At 57.6% G+C, this 23,996-nt stretch carries 18 protein-coding genes and 3 tRNA genes; 9 read left to right on the top strand and 12 right to left on the bottom strand.

Annotated elements, in window-relative coordinates:
* Positions 1-104: 104 nt before the first annotated feature.
* Both rnhA and HBN63_RS11810 read right to left on the bottom strand, forming a co-directional pair.
* Positions 105-557 carry a ribonuclease HI gene (gene rnhA / locus HBN63_RS11815; RefSeq protein ID WP_090255849.1) on the bottom strand — a complete coding sequence of 151 codons (453 nt, stop codon included), beginning with the start codon at positions 555-557 and terminating at the stop codon, positions 105-107.
* A 37-nt stretch (positions 558-594) separates the two neighbouring features.
* Positions 595-1,356 carry a methyltransferase domain-containing protein gene (locus HBN63_RS11810; RefSeq protein WP_160088416.1) on the bottom strand — a complete coding sequence of 254 codons (762 nt, stop codon included), beginning with the start codon at positions 1,354-1,356 and terminating at the stop codon, positions 595-597.
* 252 nt (positions 1,357-1,608) lie between these two features.
* On the opposite strand from HBN63_RS11810, the gene gloB reads away from it, so the two are divergent.
* A complete protein-coding gene (gene gloB / locus HBN63_RS11805; protein ID WP_170049548.1) occupies positions 1,609-2,382 on the top strand; it encodes a hydroxyacylglutathione hydrolase in 774 nt (257 codons plus the stop codon).
* 98 nt (positions 2,383-2,480) lie between these two features.
* A complete protein-coding gene (locus HBN63_RS11800) occupies positions 2,481-4,061 on the top strand; it encodes a lytic transglycosylase domain-containing protein (RefSeq protein ID WP_170049547.1) in 1,581 nt (526 codons plus the stop codon).
* Here HBN63_RS11800 and HBN63_RS11795 read toward each other — a convergent pair whose 3' ends face one another.
* Entirely contained in the window at positions 4,062-5,486 is a 1,425-nt protein-coding gene (locus tag HBN63_RS11795) for an HDOD domain-containing protein (protein WP_170049546.1), read from the bottom strand.
* A 167-nt stretch (positions 5,487-5,653) separates the two neighbouring features.
* Between HBN63_RS11795 and HBN63_RS11790 the strand changes: the two genes are divergently transcribed.
* Genes HBN63_RS11790 through fabI form a run of 6 tightly spaced genes read left to right on the top strand, consistent with a single transcriptional unit; the run spans position 5,654 to position 13,863 of the window.
* Entirely contained in the window at positions 5,654-7,483 is a 1,830-nt protein-coding gene (locus tag HBN63_RS11790; protein ID WP_170049608.1) for an extracellular solute-binding protein, read from the top strand.
* Positions 7,480-9,333, top strand: a complete 1,854-nt coding sequence (locus HBN63_RS11785) for an extracellular solute-binding protein (protein WP_170049545.1) — start codon at positions 7,480-7,482, stop codon at positions 9,331-9,333. The genes HBN63_RS11790 and HBN63_RS11785 overlap by 4 nt, the downstream gene beginning before the upstream one ends.
* A gap of 1 nt (position 9,334) precedes the next feature.
* A complete protein-coding gene (locus tag HBN63_RS11780; RefSeq protein WP_160088426.1) occupies positions 9,335-10,408 on the top strand; it encodes a microcin C ABC transporter permease YejB in 1,074 nt (357 codons plus the stop codon).
* Between the two features lies 1 nt (position 10,409).
* Positions 10,410-11,429: an ABC transporter permease gene (locus tag HBN63_RS11775; protein WP_160088428.1), complete on the top strand. Its 1,020-nt coding sequence runs from the start codon at positions 10,410-10,412 to the stop codon at positions 11,427-11,429.
* A 1-nt stretch (position 11,430) separates the two neighbouring features.
* A complete protein-coding gene (locus HBN63_RS11770; RefSeq protein WP_170049544.1) occupies positions 11,431-13,038 on the top strand; it encodes an ABC transporter ATP-binding protein in 1,608 nt (535 codons plus the stop codon).
* A 30-nt stretch (positions 13,039-13,068) separates the two neighbouring features.
* The gene (fabI, locus tag HBN63_RS11765) at positions 13,069-13,863 is read left to right on the top strand and encodes an enoyl-ACP reductase FabI (RefSeq protein WP_090255858.1); all 795 of its coding nucleotides are present in this window, start codon (positions 13,069-13,071) and stop codon (positions 13,861-13,863) included.
* 69 nt (positions 13,864-13,932) lie between these two features.
* On the opposite strand, the gene HBN63_RS11760 is transcribed toward fabI, so the two are convergent.
* The 9 genes from HBN63_RS11760 to HBN63_RS11720 form a co-directional block, all read right to left on the bottom strand.
* Entirely contained in the window at positions 13,933-15,810 is a 1,878-nt protein-coding gene (locus tag HBN63_RS11760; RefSeq protein WP_170049543.1) for a SurA N-terminal domain-containing protein, read from the bottom strand.
* A gap of 220 nt (positions 15,811-16,030) precedes the next feature.
* Positions 16,031-16,303: a nucleoid-associated protein HU-beta gene (hupB, locus tag HBN63_RS11755; protein ID WP_010490206.1), complete on the bottom strand. Its 273-nt coding sequence runs from the start codon at positions 16,301-16,303 to the stop codon at positions 16,031-16,033.
* A 136-nt stretch (positions 16,304-16,439) separates the two neighbouring features.
* The gene (gene lon, locus HBN63_RS11750; RefSeq protein ID WP_160088434.1) at positions 16,440-18,833 is read right to left on the bottom strand and encodes an endopeptidase La; all 2,394 of its coding nucleotides are present in this window, start codon (positions 18,831-18,833) and stop codon (positions 16,440-16,442) included.
* Between the two features lie 149 nt (positions 18,834-18,982).
* Positions 18,983-20,263: an ATP-dependent Clp protease ATP-binding subunit ClpX gene (clpX, locus tag HBN63_RS11745; RefSeq protein WP_090255861.1), complete on the bottom strand. Its 1,281-nt coding sequence runs from the start codon at positions 20,261-20,263 to the stop codon at positions 18,983-18,985.
* 113 nt (positions 20,264-20,376) lie between these two features.
* Entirely contained in the window at positions 20,377-21,012 is a 636-nt protein-coding gene (gene clpP / locus HBN63_RS11740; protein ID WP_090255862.1) for an ATP-dependent Clp endopeptidase proteolytic subunit ClpP, read from the bottom strand.
* A gap of 90 nt (positions 21,013-21,102) precedes the next feature.
* The gene (tig, locus tag HBN63_RS11735) at positions 21,103-22,413 is read right to left on the bottom strand and encodes a trigger factor (protein WP_170049542.1); all 1,311 of its coding nucleotides are present in this window, start codon (positions 22,411-22,413) and stop codon (positions 21,103-21,105) included.
* Between the two features lie 127 nt (positions 22,414-22,540).
* Positions 22,541-22,625, bottom strand: a tRNA-Leu gene (locus HBN63_RS11730).
* A gap of 52 nt (positions 22,626-22,677) precedes the next feature.
* Positions 22,678-22,753, bottom strand: a tRNA-His gene (locus tag HBN63_RS11725).
* A 34-nt stretch (positions 22,754-22,787) separates the two neighbouring features.
* Positions 22,788-22,864, bottom strand: a tRNA-Arg gene (locus tag HBN63_RS11720).
* A 271-nt stretch (positions 22,865-23,135) separates the two neighbouring features.
* Here HBN63_RS11720 and folD point away from each other — a divergent pair.
* Complete coding sequence (gene folD / locus HBN63_RS11715) at positions 23,136-23,990, top strand: bifunctional methylenetetrahydrofolate dehydrogenase/methenyltetrahydrofolate cyclohydrolase FolD (RefSeq protein ID WP_170049541.1); 855 nt, start codon at positions 23,136-23,138, stop codon at positions 23,988-23,990.
* Positions 23,991-23,996: the final 6 nt, after the last annotated feature.

Here is a 23,996-nt window from a genome sequence, read left to right as displayed (position 1 = left end):
TAGCAACGAGCCCAGTCTTCACCCAGATGACCCTTTCACTGACTGAACTGAGACTGGAAATGAATCCGTTTACACACCTACCCTAGCGGCGGAGCAGGACGACGCTACGCATGCTTCTTTGCCCTCACTTCATCCACACCGCGGTTGGCCAGTTGATCGGCCTTCTCGTTACCCGGATGGCCGGTATGACCGCGCACCCACTGCCAGGTAACGTTATGCCGATTGACCTGTTCGTCCAACGCCTGCCACAGATCGGCATTCTTCACCGGCTCTTTGGCGGCGGTCTTCCAGCCGCGTTTCTTCCAGTTCGGCATCCATTCCTGGATGCCTTTCATCACATACTGCGAGTCGGTAACCAGGCGCACCGAACAGGGACGCGTCAGCGCGATCAAGGCACAAATCGCGGCCATCAGTTCCATGCGATTATTGGTGGTGTTGGGTTCACCGCCCCACAGCTCCTTCTCCACACCCTTGCAAATCAGTAACGCTCCCCAGCCACCCACGCCAGGATTACCTTTGCAGGCGCCGTCGGTGTAGATCTCAACCTGTTCACTCATGTATCTGCAATCTCTCGCTCAATTAGTCCGGCCGCTGCTATTTCTGAGGTGTTTCGCGGCGGCTGACTTTGGCCACGGGCATCGGCAGCAATTTACCTACCGGCTGCCGGTTAGGTTGGCGCAATGGCCGTAGCCCCACGACCAGCTTACGGGCCACCAGCACGTAAAAACCGCCACCGGGTGGCTGCCATGCTGCGCCTAAACGCTCCAGCCCCGCCAACCGCGCCTGCCAGGCCGGCGAAGAAAGCGGCGGACGATAGCACCCGAAGCGGCGTTTCTCCAGCGCGAAACCCAACAGGTGCAACCAGTCACTGACCCGACTGGGCGCGATACAGCGCGCCTGGCGCAAGGCATCGCGTGTTATGAAATGACGCATACCCCAGGTGCTCATCGGGTTGATACCCACGATCAGCAGATGACCGCCTGGGCGTACGCTGCGTGCCGCCTCACGGAGCAAACCGTGGGGTGACAGGCTGAAATCCAGGCCGTGCTGTACCACCACCACATCGGCAGCATGCTCGGTGAGCGGCCAGGATTGCTCCTCACAAACAATTTCCACGCCCTTGAACGGCGCGCCCAGGCGCACACTGCGCTGAATCTGCTGAGCATCCGGCGGCGTTTCGGCGGCTGGGCCGTAATGCACCAGGTAACCGCCAAAGAAGCGCGCCAGCTCTTCCTCCAGCAATTGCCGCTCCTGCTCCAGCAGCAACTGCCCGAGTGGGCCACTCAGCCAAGTGCGCGCTGAGGCAATTAGGTCAAGCCATTCACTGTCTGCATGGGCAAAAGGGTGATCGGACATAAGGGGCTACTCCCGTATTATTCACGACCGAGCTGGAGCTTAGAGTCTATTCACGACCTCGCGAGCTAGAGTCCTGCAAGGCAAGAACAGGCGAGGAAACGGAGTGTACTTTTTTACATGAGCATTCCGACTGGGCTCGCATCCGAGCCTGTTTTAACGCAGCAGGGCCGACGCGCAGCAGATCGTACTGCATAGCCAGCACCGCCATTGCCGCCTAAGATGCACTTTTGTACCCTGCTTAGCGACCGACTGATGATAAAAATCGACGCCCTGCCCGCATTCTCCGACAACTATATATGGCTGCTGCAAGACCTGAAGCAGCGTCGCTGCGCGGTTGTTGACCCGGGTGACGCCGCGCCGGTCGAGGCCTGGCTGGCGGCCAACCCAGGCTGGCAGTTGAGCGATATTCTGATCACCCACCATCATTTCGATCACGTCGGCGGCATTGAACGACTAAAGGCGGCCACCGGTGCTCGAGTAATGGGGCCGGCCAACGAAAAAATTCCAGGTCGCGACCTGGCGCTGCGCGACGGCGACCAGGCTGAAGTGCTGGGCCAGCGATTCGACATATATGAAGTGCCGGGACACACACTTGGGCATATAGCCTATATCCAGCCTGAGCAGCACTGGCTGTTTTGTGGTGACACGCTGTTTGCTGGCGGCTGTGGTCGCTTGTTTGAAGGCAGCCCCGAGCAAATGCACAACTCGCTCAGCCGCCTGGCCGCCCTCCCCGAACAGACTCAGGTGTTCTGTACCCATGAATACACCCTGAGCAACCTGCGCTTTGCTGTGGCTGTTGAACCCGATAATCCAGACATCAATCAACGCCTGGCTCAGGTCAGTCAATGGCGCGAAGAGGGGCAAATCAGCCTGCCGTCGTCGATTGGCCTGGAGCGTGCCACCAATCCTTTTTTGCGCAGCGCGCAACCGTCGGTCGGCGACCGCATCAGCGAACGCGAAGGGCCTGCAAGCCGCTCGCCAGCGCAGGTTTTCGCTGCCTTACGCGCCTGGAAGGACCATTTCTAAACCTCGACAACCACACAAAAGACTGGTTAAAACTTGACCAGGGGCATGCTGGTTCCTAGAATCGCCCGACCTTTTCGCCGGGAAGTACATCGCCGCCAATGCCTCTATCACCACGCAAGACCTTGAATTTAAAGGCATTGGCACAAAGCGCTCAGACGCTTGTGGTGATCATGTGCGTAACCCTGGCAGGTTGCCAGACCAGCAACCAATATCGCCCTGACAGCGGCCGCGACACCGACCGCGCGGTCGGTCTTGAGCAAGAGCCAGAATGGCTCAACAGCAGCGTGGCGCCTGCCCCCGAAGAACCCAAAGACATCTGGGAACGGGTACGCAACGGCTACCAGTTGCAGGACACCATCACCCTCAACCCGCGTATCGAGCAACAGCGTCTGTGGTTCGTCAGCAACCCTACGTTTATCGAGAAAGCCGGCGAGCGCAGCAGCCCCTATATCCACTTCATCGTTGAGCGCCTGGAGCAGCGCAATATGCCGATGGAGCTGGCACTGCTGCCGATGATCGAAAGCTCCTACAACCCACTGGCCTATTCCCATGCACATGCCGTTGGGCTGTGGCAGTTCATCCCCTCCACCGGGCGCAACTTCAACCTACGCCAGACCAACTGGTACGACGGCCGCCGCGACGTGATGGCCTCAACCGATGCGGCAATCAGCTACCTGACTCGTCTCAAGGAAATGTTCAACGGCGACTGGTTGTTAGCCCTGGCAGCCTATAACGCTGGCGAAGGCCGTGTAAGCCGGGCGATTGAGCGCAACCAGAAGCTCGGCCTGCCGACCGATTACTGGAACCTCTCGCTGCCAGTGGAAACCCAGAATTACGTGCCCAAGCTACTGGCCCTCTCGCAAGTGGTGATGACGCCTCAAGCCTATGGCGTCAGCCTCGCGCCGATTGCCAATGAACCCTACTTCGAAAAGGTTGCCTTCACTCAGCGCATGGACCTTGCGCGTGTCGCCGCCATGGCAGATCTGGATGAAGACGAGCTGTACCTGCTTAATCCCGCGTTCAAAAAAGGCATTACCCTCGACGGCCCCAAGCACCTGCTGATACCCACTGACAAAGCCGAGTTGCTGACCGCCAACCTGTCCTTGATGAAGCCTCAGGAGCAGGTGGACTGGCAGCAATACCGCGTGCGCTCCGGTGACAGCCTGCACAGCATCGCCAACCGGCACCAGCTCACGGTTAACACCCTCAAAGACATCAACAAGCTTTCAAGCAATAACCTGCGCATTGGCCAGGTGCTGAGTATCCCCGCGCAACCGGGTGTACCCGCGCGCGAACCGGTATTCCAACGCAGCGTGGCCCACAGTGCCCCCAGCCGTACCTATCGGGTGAAAAACGGTGACAACCTCTGGCAGATCGCCAAAAACCACCAGGTCGCCGTCAAGGATGTGCAGCGCTGGAATAAGCTTTCAGGCAACAGCCTGCGTGTCGGTCAAGTGCTCACCTTACAAGCCGGCAGCCAACTCAGCGGTGCAAGCGGCAGCAGTGGCAGCGCCCCACGGCGGCAGAACGCAACCTACTACAAGGTGCGCCAGGGTGACTCGCTGTACCTGATCGCCAAGCGCTTCAAGGTGCCAATGAAGAGCCTGCAGAGCTGGAATCCCAAAGCTGGCAAAGCGCTCAAGCCAGGGCAGACCTTGACCCTGTACAGCCTAAACTGATCACGCCTTCTTGCTCATCGCCTCCAGGCAACGCCCGGTCAACTGGGTAAAGCGCTGAAAGGCGACAAACTGCTCGTGCTTCAAGGCCCGCCCCGATACCCGACTGTCGGCATACAGCAAGCCAATTTCGCGGGTGCCTGCCAACAGGGGGGCAATAAAGAACATCCCCTGCCCTAGGCGTTGGCGAATCGGTTGAGTGACCAACTCATTCAGGTTGTAACTGGCCGGCACCCCCATCCAGAGGGCCTCTTTGTTGCGCAGGGCATAACTGAAAATATGCGGCTGTTCGGTTTGTTCAACCGGCAAAATAAAATCATGGGCCCAACCGGCCGTTCCCTCGCCCATCACACGCTTGCAGCGGAAACAACTCTGCCCATCTGACAGCACTACCAGCATGATGCGCTCTAGCCCCGCGCCCAGATGAAGCCCCTTGAACAAGGTATCGAGCACCATACCCAGATCACCACGGCGCGAAACCATCAAGCCAAGGTCCTGCAGCGCTTGCTGCAAAACCAGCAAGTTGGGCTGTAGCAGGCGTGCCTTACGTTGCTCCTGCTGCAGACGAATCTGCTCCGGGTCGGTATTGGGGATCAGCTTGCACAGCTGACTGGCGCCAAAGGTTGCCGCCATCTTCACGGTTTCCTCAGCGCTGGCCAGCACCTGCTGCATGGCTTCTTGAGGGGTCACACCGATGAAACTGGCCAACTGCCCTACCAGCGTCTCCATTACTGGAGTATCCCAGCCATCCAGCGCGGCCTGACTAATCTTTGCCCCTAGGGTCACGGCTTTGACGGCCGGGTCATTCTGGCTGGTGGACTGATGCGCCAGGCTAACGGTGTCGCCCAGGTTCCAGCTTTTCACCAGCGCCAAACTGAGCTGACGGAAACTGGTGCCCAGTTGTTGCATCACCAGCTCGTCCACATCGATTCCAGGTTGCGCCAGAGCACTGGCCAGGTCATCCGCCGCATCACCGGCGCAGCCCCAGAACGCCAGCTCACCGACGTTATGTAACAAGGCGGCGATAAACACTTCCTCATCATTTTTAGTCAGCACGTAGCCGGCGATATTGCGCGCTTGCACGGCGGCGTGAAACGAGCGCGCCAACAGTTCAGCAAGCTGATCGCGGGAGCTGCGTGCCAGCAGGCCGTCGATCAGGCTAATCGACAGGCCGATTTGCCGTACGTTGTCGAAGCCAATCAGCACGATTGCCCGGGAAATCGTGCGAATAGGCTCCAGCGAGGGGTTGTAGTAGACACTATTGCCGATACGCAGCACCTTGGTGGTCAAGGCCGCGTCGCGTAGCAGAACGTCTGCCAGTTGCTGCACGGACGATTTGTCACCCAGGGTCAAACGATGCAGATCCTGCACCACCGCAGCCAGGGCGGGTAATTCGGCTTGATTGAAGCGATCGATCCATGACTGCAAACCATGGCAGGCTGTTAGCAAAATGATGCCCTCGCAGTGGATCACTTGAGTGTAGTCAAAGTGCCGCCATCAACGGCTGTCGAACCTACCCTTTTTCCAGCCGATACAAGCTGTTAATGTGCCTGACCAGCAGCCCACAAGACGCCACGGATCGGATATTTCACTTGATACGTCCCCTCCTCTCGTTACTTCTCTGCATGGCCATCAGTTCATCTGCCTGGGCCACTCTGTATAAAAGCCATGGTTACGCCCAGTTTGGCGAGCTGAAGTATCCCGCCAGCTTCACCCATTTCGCCTGGGTCAATCCGGAAGCCCCCAAAGGCGGCACGCTGCGAATGATGGCCAACGGCACGTTCGACACGCTCAACCCATACACTTTCAAGGGCAGCAGCCCGATCAGCACGGCCAATTTCCTGCAGTACGGGGTCAACGAGCTGAACGCGCCGCTGATGGTCGGCACCGGCGCCTATGACCCATCCGGTGATGAGCCGGCCTCCAGTTACGGCCTGATCGCCGAATCAGTGGAATACAGTGATGACCGTAGCTGGGTGGTGTTCAACCTACGCCGCGAAGCGCGCTTTCACGACGGCAAACCGATCACCGCCTATGACGTGGCCTTCTCCTACCGCCTGCTGCTCAAGGACGGTCACCCGCAGTACCGCACCAACCTGCAGGAAGTAAAACGGGTCGATATCCTCAACCGCCACAGCATTCGTTTTGTGCTTAAGCGCGCCGGCAACTCTCTTCTCATTCTGCGCCTCGGTGAATTGCCGGTGCTGCCGCAGCACTACTGGAAAGGCCGCGACTTCAAGGCCACCACTTATGAGCCGCCGCTGGGCAGCGGCCCTTACCGAATTACCCAAGTCAGCCCTGGGCGCAGCCTGCGCTTTGAACGAGTTAAGGACTGGTGGGGCGCCAAATTGCCGGTCAACCGCGGCAAGTACAATTTTGACCAGGTCGACGTGGAGTTCTACCGCGACAGCCATGTGGCTTTCGAGGCGTTCAAGGCCGGTGAATTCGACATTTATATCGAACAGCAGGCGAAGAACTGGGCCAATGGCTATCGCTTCCCGGCATTGAGCCGAGGCGAAGTGATCCGCGCCGAGATTCCGCACCAGATCCCGACCCAGACCCAAGCGCTGTTTATGAACACCCGCCGCGAGGTGTTTGCTGACCGCCAGGTACGCGAAGCCCTGGGCCTGCTGTTCGACTTCGAGTGGGCCAACCGCGCACTGTTCAACAGCTCCTACACCCGCGCCAAAAGTTATTACCCCAACAGCGAGTTCTCAGCCAGCGGCAAACCAGAAGGCGCCGAGTGGCTGTTGCTCTCGCCCTACCGCAAACAGTTGCAGGCGCGCCTGTTCAGCGAACCATTCAGCATGCCGCAGACCGATGGCCGGGGTATCCCGCGGGAAACCTTGCGCCGCGCCCTCGGTCTATTGGCCGAAGCCGGCTGGAAGCCTTCCGGCCAACGCCTGCTCAACAGTGAGGGGCAGCCGCTGCGCTTTGAAATATTGCTGGTCAACCCAAACCTTGAACGCATTCTCCAGCCCTTTACCGAAAATCTCGCCAGCATTGGCATCCAGGCCAACCTGCGCACCGTCGACCGCGCCCAATACAAGCAGCGCCTAGACCAATACGACTTCGACATGATTCTGCTGACCCTGCCGCAAACCCTCAGCCCTGGCCTGGAACAGTCGCTGTATTTCCACTCGTCTCAGGCCAAGGTCAAAGGCGGCAGAAATTATGCGGGGGTTACCCACCCGGTGGTCGACGCCATGATCGAAAAACTGCTATCGGCGCAGAGCCGCGACGAGCAGATCGCCGCCACTCGCGCCCTTGACCGGGTACTGTTGTGGCAGCACTACAGCATTCCAAACTGGTATATCGATTACCACCGCCTGGCTTACCGCAACCGATTTGCCTTCGTCACCACGCCGCCCTACACCCTGGGCCTGCGTACCTGGTGGCTGAAATCCATGGAGAACGCTGAATGACCCATGCATTGCGCGCCCTGTTAATCCACGTCAGTGGCATTGCCCTGCTTGGCGTTGCCAGCCTGGCCCTGGCCGGCCCCAAGCACGCACAAACCCTGTACGACGAGCCTCCCAAGTACCCGACTAACTTCAAGCACTTCGACTATGTAAACCCGGATGCGCCCAAAGGCGGCACCCTGCGTCAGGCCGGTTTTGGCGGCTTCGATAGCCTCAACCCATTCATTAACAAGGGCGTGCCGGCCGACGATATCGGCATGATCTACGACACCCTGACACGCCATGGTCTGGATGAACCCTTTACCGAATACGGTCTGCTCGCAGAAAAGATCGAGAAAGCCCCGGACAACGCCTGGGTACGCTTCTACCTGCGCCCAGAGGCACGCTTCCACGACGGTCAGCCGGTGACCGCCGAAGACGTCAAGTTCAGCTTCGATACGCTGATGAGCAAAGGCGCACCGATGTACCGCGGCTACTACGCCGACGTCGACAAGGTGGAGGTCGAAAGCACCCACCGCGTGCGTTTTGTCTTCAAGCATGCCGGTAACCGTGAGCTGCCGTTGATCGTCGGCCAGCTGCCGGTGCTGCCAAAACACTGGTGGGCCGAGCGTGACTTCAGTAAAGGCAACCTCGATGTGCCGCTGGGCAGTGGGCCTTACAAGGTGGCGGACGTGCATGCCGGCCGTTCGATTCGCTATGAGCGGGTCAAGGACTGGTGGGGCAAGGACTTGCCGGTCAATCGCGGGTTCTACAATTTCGACACCCTGGAAATCGACTATTACCGCGACAACACCGTCGCCCTTGAAGCACTCAAGGCTGGGCAATTCGACTATTGGCTGGAAACCAGCGCAAAGAACTGGGCCACCGCCTACAACACCCCCGCAGTTGCCAACGGCCAGCTGATCAAGGAAGAAATCGCCAACCATAACCCCACGGGCATGCAGGGCTTTATCTTCAACACCCGCCGTCCGTTGTTCACGGACCGTCGCGTGCGTGAAGCCCTGGGCCTGCTGTTCGATTACGAGTGGGCCAACCGCCAGCTGTTCAACGGCGCCTACACGCGTACGCGCAGCTACTTCGACAACTCCGAACTGGCCTCAATCGGCCTACCGTCCGCAGATGAGTTGAGGCTGCTTGAGCCGCTGCGCGCGCAGATTCCGCCCCAGGTATTTACCGACGAGTACCAACCCCCTGTCACCGATGGCAGCGGCATCATTCGTGAGCAGCAGCGCCGCGCTTATCAGTTGCTGCAGGAAGCCGGCTGGCGCGTGGATGGCGATCAGATGCTCGACAGCACAGGCAAACCGGTGAGCTTCGAGTTCCTGCTGGCGCAAACCGAATTCGAACGCGTCCTGCTGCCGTTCAAACGTAACCTGGCTGACCTGGGCATCGAACTGGTGATCCGCCGCGTTGACGTGTCCCAGTACATCAACCGCCTGCGTTCACGTGACTTTGATCTGATCGTCGGTGGCTTTGGTCAGTCCAACTCCCCTGGCAACGAGCAGCGCGAATACTGGCACTCCAGCAGCGCCGACAACCCCGGCAGCCGCAACTTTATCGGCCTGAAAGACCCTGCAGTGGACAGCCTGGTCGAGGGTCTGATCAAAGCCGACTCGCGCCAGAGCCTGATCACCCAGACCCGTGCCCTCGACCGTGTGCTGCTGTGGGGCCATTACGTGGTGCCCAACTGGCATATCAAGACCTGGCGCGTGGCCTACTGGAACCGCTTTGAGCACCCGGAAATAAGCCCGAAATACGACATAGGCCTGCACACCTGGTGGGCCCGCGAGAAATCACCTGAAGCCGTAGCCGACGAAGCTGCCGCTCACCCCGCCGTAGACGTGGAGCAATAAGATGCTGGCGTATATCTTTCGTCGGCTGCTGCTGATCATCCCCACGCTGTTCGGCATTCTGCTGATCAACTTCATCATCATCCAGGCCGCCCCCGGTGGCCCGGTCGAGCAGATGATCGCCAAGCTGGAAGGCTTTGACGGCGCTACCAGCCGGATTGCCGGCGGCGGTGCCGAAGTTTCGGTGGCCGGTTCCAACTACCGCGGCGCCCAGGGCCTGGACCCCGAGCTGGTGGCAGAAATTGAGCGCATGTACGGCTTCGATAAATCCGCCCCGGAACGCTTCTGGCTGATGCTCAAGAGCTACGCGCAGCTGGACTTTGGCTCGAGCTTCTTCCGCGATGCGGAGGTCATCGACCTGATCATCGAGAAGATGCCGGTGTCGATCTCCCTGGGGCTATGGAGCACGCTGATCATGTACCTAGTGTCGATCCCGCTGGGCATCGCCAAGGCCACGCGCCACGGCAGCGCCTTCGACGTCTGGACCAGCTCGGCGATCATCGTCGGTTACGCCATCCCCGCCTTCCTCTTCGCCATTCTGCTGATCGTGCTGTTTGCTGGCGGCAGCTACTGGGACTGGTTCCCGCTGCGCGGACTGACGTCTAACAATTTCGACGAGCTGAGCTTTACCGGCAAGCTGCTCGACTATTTCTGGCACCTGGCGCTGCCCGTCACGGCACTGGTAATCGGCAACTTCGCCACCCTGACGCTGCTGACCAAAAACAGCTTTCTCGATGAGATCAACAAACAGTACGTGGTCACCGCTCGCGCCAAGGGCCTGAGCAACAACCGCGTGCTCTATGGCCATGTGTTCCGTAACGCCATGCTGATCATCATCGCCGGCTTCCCGGCGGCCTTTATCGGCATTTTCTTTACCGGCTCATTACTGATCGAGGTGATCTTCTCCCTCGACGGCCTGGGCCTGATGAGTTTCGAGGCCGCAATCAACCGCGATTACCCGGTGGTGTTCGGCACCCTGTTTATCTTCACGTTGCTGGGCCTGGTGGTGAAATTGATCGGCGACATTACCTATACACTGGTCGATCCGCGTATCGACTTCGAAAGCCGGGAGGGTTGAGATGAAACTGTCCCCAATCAATCAACGCCGCTTCCAGCTGTTCAAGGCACACAAACGCGGCTGGTGGTCGCTGTGGGTGTTCCTCGCACTGTTCTTCGTCACCCTCGGTGCAGAACTGATCGCCAACGACAAACCGCTGGTGGTGGGCTACGACAGCGAACTATATTTCCCGGTATTCAAGCGCTACCCGGAAACCACCTTCGGCGGTGAATTCCCACTGCAGGCCAACTACAAAAGCCCTTACATCCAGGAGTTGATCAAGGAAAAGGACGGCTGGATGATCTGGCCGCCGATCCGCTACAGCTACTCCAGTATCAATTACGACCTGCAAGTGCCCGCCCCCGCGCCACCCTCGGCGGAAAACCTGCTGGGCACCGATGACCAGGGCCGCGATGTATTGGCGCGGGTGATTTATGGCTTCCGCATTTCCGTGCTGTTTGCCCTGATTCTGACCTTGGCCAGTTCGGTAATCGGAGTATTTGCCGGCGCCCTGCAGGGGTTCTATGGCGGCTGGGTCGACTTGGCCGGGCAACGCTTTCTGGAAATCTGGTCCGGGCTGCCAGTGCTCTATCTGCTGATCATCCTCGCCAGCTTCGTGCAGCCGAACTTCTGGTGGCTGCTGGGCATCATGTTGCTGTTCTCCTGGATGAGCCTGGTGGACGTGGTGCGCGCCGAGTTCCTGCGTGGGCGCAACCTGGAATATGTGCGCGCAGCCCGTGCGTTGGGCATGCAGAACGGCTCAATCATGTTCCGTCACATCCTGCCCAACGCGATGATTTCCACCATGACCTTTATGCCGTTCATCCTCACCGGCGCGATCGGCACCCTCACCGCGCTGGATTTCCTCGGCTTCGGCCTGCCTCCTGGCGCGCCGTCACTCGGCGAGCTGGTGGCCCAGGGCAAATCCAACCTGCAAGCGCCCTGGCTCGGTATTAGTGCCTTTGCCGTGCTCGCCCTGATGCTCAGCCTGCTGGTGTTTATCGGCGAAGCGGCACGTGATGCCTTCGATCCGAGGAAATGACATGACCGACTCCAACACCCTCATCGAAGTCCGCGACCTGGCTGTCGAATTCGTCACCGGCAGTCTGAAACAGCGTGTGCTGGAAGGCGTCAGCTTCGATATTAAGCGCGGCGAAACCCTGGCCCTGGTGGGCGAAAGCGGCTCCGGCAAATCGGTCACCGCGCACTCCATCCTGCGCCTGCTGCCCTACCCGCTGGCTCAACACCCCAGCGGCAGCATTCACTACGCCGGGCAAGACCTGCTCAAACTGAACGAGAACAAACTGCGTGGCATCCGTGGCAACCGCATCGCCATGGTCTTTCAGGAGCCCATGACCTCGCTGAACCCGCTGCACAGCATCGAGAAGCAGATCAACGAAGTGCTGGCCCTGCATAAAGGCCTGCGCGGAAAGGCCGCCACAGCACGTACCCTGGAGTTGCTCGAGCTGGTCGGTATTCCTGAACCGCACAAGCGCCTCAAGGCCTACCCACATGAGTTATCCGGTGGCCAACGCCAGCGCGTGGTGATCGCCATGGCCCTGGCCAATGAGCCGGAACTGCTAATTGCTGACGAGCCCACCACCGCGCTGGACGTCACCGTGCAGTTGAAGATCCTTGAACTGCTCAAGGACCTGCAGGCGCGCCTGGGCATGGCGATTCTGCTGATCAGCCACGACCTCAACCTGGTGCGACGGATTGCCCACCGTGTGTGCGTGATGCAGCGCGGGCATATCGTCGAACAGGCGGCCTGCGAAACGCTGTTTAAAGACCCACAACACCCCTATACCCGCGAGCTGCTGGGAGCCGAACCCACTGGCGGCCCGGTCGATCAGCCGCCTGGCAAAACTATGCTGGAAATCGACAACCTGCGTGTCTGGTTCCCGATCAAGAAGGGCCTGCTGCGCCGCACGGTCGACCATGTCAAAGCCGTGGACGGCATCAACTTCAGCCTGCCGCAGGGTCATACCTTGGGCATCGTCGGTGAAAGCGGCTCGGGAAAATCCACCCTGGGTCTGGCGATCCTGCGCTTGCTCGGCAGCCAAGGCGGCATCCGCTTCCAGGGCCAGGCGATCGACCAGCTCTCGCAACATGACGTTCGCCCACTGCGCCGGCAGATGCAGGTGGTGTTTCAGGACCCCTTTGGCAGCCTCAGCCCGCGCATGTCAGTGGGCCAGATTGTTGGCGAGGGTTTGCAGATTCACCGTATGGGCAGCGAGGCCGAGCAGGAACAAGTCATCATCGCCGCACTTGTAGAGGTCGGCCTTGACCCGGAAACCCGCCACCGTTATCCCCATGAGTTCTCCGGCGGCCAGCGCCAACGTATAGCCATCGCCCGCGCACTGGTGCTGAAACCTGCACTGATCCTGCTGGATGAGCCAACTTCGGCCCTCGACCGCACCGTGCAGCGCCAGGTCGTCGAATTACTGCGTTCGCTTCAGGCCAAATACAACCTGACCTACTTGTTCATCAGCCATGACCTGGCCGTGGTCAGGGCCCTGAGTCACCAGGTGATGGTGGTGAAACAAGGCAAAGTGGTCGAACAAGGCCCGGCTGAACGTGTCTTTGCCGCGCCACAGGACATCTATACACAACAGTTGCTGGAAGCGGCCTTTATGGTCCCAGCTGGCTAATTCTTGTAGACAGGAAGAGGAATCACACCCATGGGTTTTCTAAGCGGCAAGCGCGTACTGATCGTTGGCGTCGCCAGCAAACTGTCCATTGCCTCCGGTATCGCAGCAGCCATGCACCGTGAAGGCGCCGAACTGGCCTTCACCTATCAAAACGAAAAGCTCAAAGGTCGCGTTGAAGGCTTTGCCGCTGATTGGGGCTCGAACGCTGACCTGTGCTTCCCATGCGATGTGGCAAACGATGAGGAAATCGCCTCGGTCTTCGAAGCCCTGAGCAAGAAGTGGGACGGCCTGGATTGCATCGTTCACTCCGTTGGATTCGCCCCTGGCGACCAACTGGACGGTGACTTCACCGACGTCACCACCCGCGAAGGCTTCCGCATCGCACACGACATCAGTGCCTACAGTTTCGTCGCCCTGGCCAAAGCCGGCCGCGAAATGATGAAAGGCCGCAATGGTAGCCTGCTGACCCTGTCCTACCTGGGCGCCGAGCGCACCATGCCTAACTACAACGTGATGGGCATGGCCAAGGCCAGCCTGGAAGCCGGTGTACGCTACCTGGCCGGCAGCCTCGGCCCAGAAGGCACCCGCGTCAACGCCATCTCTGCAGGCCCGATCCGCACCCTGGCCGCCTCCGGTATCAAGAGCTTCCGCAAGATGCTCGCCGCTAACGAGAAGCAGACCCCACTGCGTCGCAACGTGACCATCGAAGAAGTCGGCAACGCCGGCGCCTTCCTGTGCTCGGACCTGGCCTCGGGCGTCAGCGGCGAGATCATGTACGTCGACGGCGGTTTCAACACCACCGCCATGGGCGCTATGGAAGAGTAAGCAGTTAAATCGCAGCAATAAAAAAGGCCGCTTAATTAAGCGGCCTTTTTTATTCTTCAGTGATATCGATCAGAAACGTTCGATATCCGCTGTCTCTTCCAGCTGCTTGCGGAACGCTTCGAAGTCCTGCTGACCGACGCGTGAGGCGAGGAAGCGGCTGTACATGGCCTTGTCCTCATCTGACAACGCTTGCTCCGGCTGGCTCACGCCATTGAGACGGATGATCATAAAATCACCGTTGCTCAAACTGAGGCCGGTGGAGGTCGGCTTGTCAGCTGCTTCAGGCTTAGGCATACGGAACAGCGCTTGCAGCACCACCGGCTCAACGCCTTCCTGGCTACGAGTGGCCGCTTCGACCACATTCCAGCCCTGCTTGGCATCGGCCTGGGTAACCGGCGTCTGACCGTCGCGCAAAGCAGCCAGCTGCTCTTCACCCTTGGCTTTCACGGCTTCGCTTGCGCGAACCTTGGTCAACTGGGCGCGGATGCTATCGGCAACCTGCTCAAGCGGCAGCTGCTCAGGTTTGTTGTGCTCTTTAACGCGCACCACCACCACAGTGTTCGGATCAAGCTCGATCACACTGCTGTTGCTGCCGTCTTCCAGCACTTCATCGCTGAATGCCGCCTGAATCACCTGACGATTGGCCGTCAGACCTTCAGCGCCGCCCTGGCGACCGAACGCTTCGGTCGTCTTGACCTCCAGGCCGAGTTCCTGAGCGGGCTGAGCCAAGTCAGATGACTCAAACGCGGCGTCTTCGAGGTCTTTTGACACTTCAACAAAGCGCTGCTCAACCTGACGCGCCTTAAGATCGCGCTGCAGTTTCTCTTCCAGGCTGGCGAAGCTCGGCACTTCCGGCGCCTGAACACCCAGGAGTTTGATCAAGTGCCAACCAAACTCGCTGCGCACGGGAGCAGACACGGCATTTTCTTCCAGCGCATACAGTGCTTCTTCAAAGGCCGGGTCATACACGCCTGGGCCGGCAAAGCCCAGATCACCGCCCTCACCTGCCGAACCCGAGTCATCGGAGACTTCTTTGGCCAGCGCGGCGAAGTCTTCGCCCTGCTCAAGACGCTTCTGCACCGCGACCAGTTTGGCCTGGGCTTGTTCGTCATTCAGCTTATCGTTGACCTCAACCAGAATGTGCGCAGCACGGCGCTGTTCGGCGAGGTTGGCGATTTCACTTTGATAAGCGCTTTGCAGGGCCTCATCGGTGACTTCAACCTGATCGAAGAAAGCGTCTTTTTTCAGCTCAACGTATTCCAGCACAACCTGCTCAGGAGTCATGAACTCACTGGCCTGAGCGTCATAGTAGGCCTTGATGTCGTCATCGCTGAGCGTGACCGCGTTCAGATCAGCCTTGAGAGTCAGGGTCGCGAAATCACGTGTCTGCTTCTCCAGTGCGGCAAACGCCTGCACCTGAGCATCAGTGACAAAACCGCTGTTAGCCAAACCGGCGCGCAGCTGACCGATGAGCATTTCCTGCTCAAGCATCTGACGGAACTGCAAACGGCTGTAGCCCAACTGACGGATAACCTGATCAAAGCGCTCTGCATTGAACTGGCCATCAACCAGGAACTCAGGGGTTTTCAGGATCAGTTGGTCCAACGCTTGTTGCGAGAAGGCAAACTTGGCGTCTTTGGCGCTATCGAGCAACAAAGTACGCTCAACCAAGCCATTTAGCGCGGCTTCGCGCAGCAGTTTCTCATCCAGCAAGGACGCATCGAAATCACGCCCCAACTGCTGAAGCAATTGACGACGCTGCATCTCAACCGCCTGGCTGAGTTCAGTAGTAGTGATCTTCTCGCCGTTCACTTCAGCCGCATTCTGGCTGTTGCTGGTGCTGGTAAAAATGGCATCAACACCTGTCAGCGCGAGCAGCGCGACGATAATGCCAATGATGGTTTTGGCAATCCAACCCTGTGAATTGTCCCTGATGTTTTGCAGCATGCGTCCCCCAGAACGACTGTAAAAATAAAGCAGTCGCGCAGTGTGGGTAAAATCCGGATAGAAGAAAGGCGCATCAGTGGATGCGCCTTCTCGTAACTGGCGAAGCGGATCGAACTCAAGCAGCTGATTCGTAGTGCTCAGCGAGCCATGCTCGGCTGAACATCCCGCCCCGCATCAGATCAGCCATTCAACTGATCTGCTGGGCAAAACCGAAAGAGGCTTAGTTGACAGCGTCTTTCAGGGCTTTACCGGCTTTAAAGCCTGGAATCTTGGCAGCAGCAATGCTGATTGGGTTACCAGTCTGTGGGTTGCGGCCAGTGCGAGCAGCACGCTCTTTCACAGCGAAAGTACCGAAGCCAACCAGTACTACGGAATCACCGGCCTTCAGAGCGCCAGTAACGGATTCAATTACTGCGTCCAGCGCACGGCCGGCAACAGCTTTTGGGATATCAGCAGATGCAGCGATGGCATCGATCAGTTCCGACTTGTTCACTCTTAAGTCCCCTTAATTTCTGTTGAGTTTATTTCTTGCTTTTAAATGTAAGCGAAGCTGGTGCGGAGAGCCTGCCGACACGATAAGAGCCGCTTTATAACAAGGGCTCTAAAAATGTGTCAAGAAACCCCTCCGGCTAATGCGTGCTAATTCGCTCCTTGGAATCAGTCTCGCGTTTTTCATCCTTTGCAACCATGGGAGCCGCATCAGGCAAGGGCTCCGGGGCGTATTGCAGCGCAATTTGCAGGACCTCGTCAATCCATTTAACCGGTTTAATCTGCAGGTCTTGCTTAATATTCTCCGGAATCTCTTTCAAATCGCGCACATTCTCTTCCGGAATGATGACGGTCTTGATTCCACCGCGGTGAGCAGCCAGCAGTTTTTCTTTCAAACCGCCAATGGCTAATACTTGCCCACGCAGGGTAATTTCCCCAGTCATGGCCACATCTGCACGCACAGGAATCTGTGTCAGGGCTGAAACTAGCGCCGTACACATGCCAACGCCTGCGCTAGGGCCATCTTTGGGCGTTGCTCCCTCCGGCATGTGGATGTGGATGTCCTGCTTCTCATAGAAGTCCACAGGCACGCCCAGGCTCTTAGCCCGACTGCGAACAACGGTCTGCGCAGCGGTGATGGATTCCAGCATTACATCGCCAAGCGAACCGGTCTTGATCAACTGGCCTTTACCAGGGACCACGACTGCCTCGATGGTCAGCAGCTCACCGCCAACTTGGGTCCATGCTAGACCGGTGACCTGGCCAATTTGATCCTGCTGCTCGGCCAAACCGTAGCGATGCTTGCGCACGCCGAGGAAATGCTCCAGCGACTCGGCCGTAACGGTGACCTGGAAGCGCTTCTCGGTGGAGTGCTCCTTGACCACTTTGCGGCACACCTTGGCAATCTGCCGCTCCAAGCCGCGCACACCGGCCTCGCGGGTGTAGTAGCGAATGATGTCGCGAATCGCCGCGTCCTCAAACACCAGCTCAGCTTTCTTCAGACCGTTGGCCTGAACCTGCTTGGGCGCCAGGTATTTGATCGCGATGTTGATCTTCTCGGCTTCGGTGTAACCCGGCAAGCGAATCACTTCCATGCGGTCCAGCAGCGGACCCGGAATATTCATCGAGTTAGCCGTGCAGAGGAACATCACATCGGACAGGTCGTAGTCGACCTCCAGATAGTGATCGTTGAAGTTGTGATTCTGCTCTGGATCCAGCACCTCAAGCAGCGCCGACGCAGGGTCGCCGCGCATGTCCTGGCCCATTTTGTCGATTTCATCGAGCAAGAAGAGCGGGTTACGCACGCCGACTTTGGTCATCTTTTGAATCAATCGACCCGGCATGGAGCCAATATAGGTGCGGCGATGACCACGGATTTCAGCTTCATCACGCACACCACCGAGCGCCATACGCACGAACTTACGGTTTGTGGCACTGGCAATCGACTCTGCCAGTGAGGTTTTACCCACACCAGGTGGTCCGACCAAACACAACACCGGGCCTTTGAGTTTCTTTACGCGCTTCTGCACGGCGAGGTACTCAAGAATGCGTTCTTTAACCTCTTCCAGGCCATAGTGATCCGCATCCAGAATGCTTTCAGCGCGTGCCAGATCGAGACGTACCTTGCTCTGCGCTTTCCATGGCACATTGACCAACCAATCAATGTAGGAGCGCACCACAGTAGCCTCAGCGGACATCGGCGACATCTGCTTGAGCTTGTTGAGCTCCGCATTGGCTTTGTTCAGCGCTTCAGCTGTGAGTCCGGCGTTGTCGATGCGCTTTCTCAACTCATCAAGTTCGTTGTGGCCTTCTTCGCTGTCACCAAGCTCTTTCTGAATGGCCTTCATCTGCTCATTCAGGTAGTACTCGCGCTGGCTACGCTCCATTTGCTTCTTGACCCGACCGCGAATGCGCTTCTCAACCTGTAGCAGGTCGATTTCCGCATCCAGCAGCGCCAAAACATGCTCAACCCGAGCAGCCAGATCGGTAATTTCCAGAATTTCTTGCTTCTGCTCGATCTTCAGCACCATGTGTGCCGCCATGGTGTCGACTAGACGGCTCGGCTCATCAATGCCGTTCAGCGATGCCAACACCTCGGCAGGTACTTTCTTACCGAGTTGAACATACTGCTCAAACTGGCTCAGTAAGCTACGGGTGAAAACCTCAGACTCACGCTCCGCGGCATCAACTTCGTCGATCAGCTGCACTTCAGCACGGCAGTGACCATCGACCTCGATAAAACGCTCAATCTCACCACGCTGCTCGCCTTCGACCAGTACCTTGACGGTGCCGTCTGGAAGCTTGAGCAACTGCAAAACGGTGGCGACTGTACCAACCCGATAGAGGCCAGCCTCATCTGGATCATCGTCGGCAGGATTTCTCTGCGCGAGAAGCAGAATCTGCTTCTCGCCCGTCATTGCAGCTTCAAGCGCTTCAATGGATTTCTCACGCCCGACGAATAACGGAATGACCATGTGCGGATAGACCACAACATCGCGCAACGGCAAGAGAGGCAATTCGATGGTTGTCTTCATGATTTCGGCTCTACGGCGGCCATATGGCCGTGAACGGATGGGATAACCCTTAACCCTAAGATGGGGGCAGCCCCAACAAAAAACAAGCGTCGACACAGTAAAAGCAAAGGGGCCCGCAGGCCCCTTGCTTTCAACATGTTACAACGCTGTTACGCGTCAGGCGCAGCCTTAGCTGGCAGCTCGTTGTTCTCATAAATGAGCAACGGCTTGGAGGTGCCATCGATAACGCTTTCATCGATAACCACTTTACTGACGTCCGACTGCGAAGGAATCTCATACATGGTGTCGAGCAGCACACCTTCGAGAATCGAACGCAAACCGCGAGCGCCGGTTTTACGCTCAAGCGCCTTGTGCGCAACCGACTTAAGCGCATCAGGACGGAACTCAAGATCCACCCCTTCCATTTCAAACAGCTTGGCATATTGCTTGGTCAAGGCATTCTTCGGCTCGGTCAGAATCTGTACCAGGGCCGCCTCATCAAGCTCATCCAAGGTTGCAATGACCGGCAAGCGACCAACGAACTCAGGAATCAAGCCGAACTTGACCAAGTCATCGGGCTCAACAGCGCGAAGTGACTCGCCAACTTTCTTGCCTTCTTCCTTACTGCGAACCTCGGCATTGAAACCGATTCCGCCTTTGGTAGAACGGCCTTGAATGACCTTTTCCAGGCCAGAAAAAGCACCACCACAAATAAACAGTATATTGCGAGTATCAACCTGCAAAAACTCTTGCTGTGGGTGCTTACGCCCTCCCTGCGGAGGAACAGAGGCAACAGTGCCTTCAATCAGTTTCAGCAGCGCCTGCTGCACACCCTCACCCGATACATCACGGGTAATCGAAGGGTTATCAGACTTACGCGAGATTTTGTCGATCTCGTCGATGTAGACAATACCCATCTGGGCCTTTTCTACGTCGTAGTCGCATTTCTGCAACAGCTTTTGAATGATGTTTTCGACATCCTCGCCCACATAACCAGCCTCGGTCAGTGTGGTGGCGTCTGCAATCGTGAACGGTACATTGAGAAGCCGCGCTAGGGTTTCAGCCAACAAGGTCTTACCTGAACCCGTCGGGCCGATAAGCAAGATGTTGCTCTTGCCCAGCTCAATGTCATCTTTCTTATCGCGCTGATTGAGGCGCTTGTAATGGTTATAAACCGCTACAGCCAAAATTTTCTTGGCGCGCTCCTGACCAATCACATACTGATCAAGGATGCCGCTGATTTCCTTGGGGGCAGGCAATTTATGCGCACTGCTCTCGGCCTGAGCTTCCTGCACCTCCTCGCGGATGATGTCATTACACAAGTCTACGCACTCGTCGCAGATGAAGACCGAGGGGCCGGCAATTAATTTGCGCACTTCATGCTGGCTTTTGCCGCAGAAGGAGCAATAAAGCAGCTTGCCGTTGTCCTCGCCGTTGCGGGTGTCAGTCATTCGTTCGATCCAAATCCGATAGGCTTGCAACACAAGATGAAGGCTTATGCGGGCTTTTTCAAGCCCGCCGGAGGCCAGACAAGCCGGCCCGCCCTATTTTGAGCTGCTTATATTTAAGCAGGTCGCTTTTCAATCACAGCATCGATCAACCCGTACTCACGAGCGGCTTCGGCGCTCATGAAGTTATCACGATTGGTATCGCGCTCGATTTCTTCCAAGGTCCGTCCACTGTGCTTCGCCATCAGCGTATTCAGGCGCGCACGGATGAAGAGGATTTCCTTGGCGTGAATTTCAATGTCCGACGCCTGGCCTTGGAAGCCGCCCAGTGGCTGGTGAATCATCACGCGCGAGTTCGGCAGGCAGTAACGCTTGCCCTCGGCGCCAGCGGTCAGCAGGAATGCGCCCATGCTGCACGCCTGACCAATACAGGTGGTGGACACGTTGGGCTTGATGAACTGCATGGTGTCGTAGATCGACATACCCGCAGTCACCGACCCGCCCGGGGAGTTGATATACAGATGGATGTCCTTGTCCGGGTTTTCCGCTTCAAGGAACAGCAATTGCGCGCAGATCAGATTGGCCATGTAGTCCTCTACAGGACCGACAAGAAAGATTACGCGCTCTTTGAGCAGACGCGAATAGATGTCGTACGCACGCTCACCGCGAGCAGACTGCTCAACAACCATTGGCACCAAGCCGCCAGCAGCTTGGATATCAGACATTTGATGCATAAAAGGATTGCGGGACATGCTGCACTCGCTCCCTAAATAGTCATGTCACAAATACGCATAAGCCAGCGGGGAGGCTGGCTTATGGCGTGTTCGAACGAGGTAAAGAAATCAGGCGGTTTGAGGTGTTTCTACCGGCTTGACAGCTTCTTCGTACGAGACCGCTTTATCGGTCACGTTGGCCTTCTGCAAAACAGTATCTACAACTTGCTCTTCCAGTACAACTGAACGTACTTCGTTCATTTGCTGGTCGTTTTTGTAGTACCAGGCAACAACCTGCTCAGGCTCTTGGTAAGCCGAAGCCATTTCCTGAATCATTTCGCGAACGCGGGCATCATCTGGCTTCAGCTCACACTGCTTAACTACTTCAGCCACAACCAGGCCCAGCACAACGCGGCGCTTGGCTTGCTCTTCAAACAGCTCAGCTGGCAGCTGCTCAGGCTTGAGGTTGCCACCGAACTGCTGAACAGCTTGCACACGCAGACGGTTCACTTCGTTGCTGATCAGCGCCTTCGGCACTTCGATCGGGTTGGCAGCCAGCAGACCGTCCATCACCTGGTTTTTAACCTTGGACTTGATGGCCTGACGCAGCTCACGCTCCATATTCTTGCGCACTTCAGCACGGAAGCCTTCCAGACCGCCTTCTTTAACACCGAACAGGGCAAAGAAGTCATCATTCAGTTCAGGCAGCTGAGGTGCAGCGATGCTGTTAACAGCAACGGTGAACTCAGCAGTTTTACCTGCCAGGTCCAGGTTCTGATAATCAGCCGGGAAAGTTGGGTTGATTACACGCTCTTCACCAGCCTTGGCGCCGACCAGTGCATCTTCAAAGCCAGGGATCATGCGACCGGAGCCGAGAACCAGCTGAGTGCCCTTGGCCGAGCCGCCAGCGAAGGCTTCGCCGTCAATCTTGCCAACGAAATCAATGTTCAGCTGGTCACCATTTTCGGCAGCGCGCTCGGCAGCTTCGAAACGGGTGTTCTGCTTGCGCAGGATTTCCAGCATGTTGTCTACGTCAGCGTCAGCTACGTCAGCCTGCAGGCGCTCGATGGCAATGGATTCAAAGCCGCCAACGGTGAATTCCGGGAACACTTCGAAGGTTGCAACGTATTCCAGATCCTTGCCTTTCTCGAATGACTTCGGCTCAACGGCCGGAGCACCAGCTGGATTGAGCTTCTGCTCAACAACGGCTTCGTAGAAAGTGGATTGGATCAGGTCGCCCAGAGCTTCTTGACGCGCAGCATCTTCATAACGCTGACGGATCACGCTCATTGGCACTTTGCCAGGACGGAAACCAGGGACCTTGGCACGACGGGCAGTCTGCTGCAGACGCTTGTTGACTTCAGTCTCGATGCGCTCAACAGAGACGCCAACGGTCATACGGCGCTCGAGAGCAGAGGTACTTTCAACAGAAACTTGCATGGATAATCCTCGTTGCACAGACATAAGCCGGCCGCTTGCCGGCCCCTAATCAAGGGCATGCATTCTAGAGGGTCGATTTGCAGAAGTCACCCTAGATGCAGGCGGCAAACGGGAGGGAGCTAAAAGATGGTGCGGACGGAGAGACTCGAACTCTCACGCCTTGCGGCGCTGGAACCTAAATCCAGTGTGTCTACCAATTCCACCACGTCCGCGTGGTAAAGCTTTATACAAAAACGCCAGGAATTAACCTGGCGCTTTGGAATATGGGGTGGACGATGGGGATCGAACCCACGACAACAGGAGTCACAATCCTGTGCTCTACCAACTGAGCTACGCCCACCATATTGCATTTTGCTTGAGCCAAGACCGCCAAATGGCGCACCCGGCAGGACTCGAACCTGCGACCATCCGCTTAGAAGGCGGATGCTCTATCCAGCTGAGCTACGGGCGCCTATCCATCTGCAGTTGCAGACTTAAAGCTTTCGGCTTCGGAAAAAACTTTGCAGCTTCGACCTTTGCCGTCTTACCCAGCGACTGGCTGTGCTCGACAAGCGGGGCGAATGTTATAGAGGCCGTTTCAGGCCGTCAACAGGAAAAGTTAAAAAAATTCAGCCATTTAAAGGAGTTACGCGAAAACCGTGGCGTGCGCCTTTGCCCCACAGCACGGTCATGCGAGAATGCGCGTCCTTTTTCCATCCTTTCTTTATGGTTAACCAAGCGCAATGACCGCACAACTGATCGATGGCAAAGCAATTGCCGCCAGCCTGCGCCAGCAGATCGCCCATCGTGTCGCCGAACGCCGCCAGCAAGGCCTGCGCGCACCCGGGCTGGCAGTGATTCTCGTCGGTAGCGACCCTGCGTCCCAGGTCTACGTTTCGCACAAGCGCAAAGACTGCGAAGAAGTCGGCTTTGTCTCACAGGCTTATGACCTTCCGGCCAGCACCGGCCAGGACGAGCTGATGGCATTGATCGACCGCCTGAATGACGAACCGAGCATCGACGGCATACTGGTGCAGCTGCCATTGCCAGAACACCTCGACGCTTCCTTGTTGCTTGAGCGTATTCGCCCGGATAAAGACGTTGACGGCTTCCACCCCTACAACATCGGCCGCCTGGCCCAGCGTATGCCACTGCTGCGCCCTTGCACCCCGAAAGGCATTATGACCCTGCTGCAAAGCACCGGCGTCGACCTGTATGGCATGCACGCAGTGGTAGTTGGTGCCTCGAACATTGTCGGCCGGCCGATGGCAATGGAGCTGCTGCTGGCCGGTTGCACCGTCACCGTGACCCATCGCTTCACCAAAGACCTGCCCATGCATGTAGGCCAAGCCGATATCGTCGTGGTAGCTGCCGGCAAGCCTGGCCTGGTTCACGGAGAGTGGATCAAGCCCGGCGCCATCGTCATCGACGTAGGCATCAACCGCCAGACCGACGGCAAACTGATTGGCGATGTGGTGTATGAAACCGCCCTACCCCGCGCTGGCTGGATTACTCCAGTACCGGGCGGCGTTGGCCCAATGACCCGCGCCTGCCTGCTGGAAAACACCCTGCACGCCGCCGAGCATCTGCACGACTGATTGCAG

The organism is Pseudomonas sp. WS 5011 (assembly GCF_012985775.1).
In the GTDB taxonomy this organism is placed as follows: domain Bacteria; phylum Pseudomonadota; class Gammaproteobacteria; order Pseudomonadales; family Pseudomonadaceae; genus Aquipseudomonas; species Aquipseudomonas peli.
The sequence above is the reverse complement of the archived record's forward strand: the minus strand, read 5'-3'. Positions and strand labels throughout refer to the sequence as shown.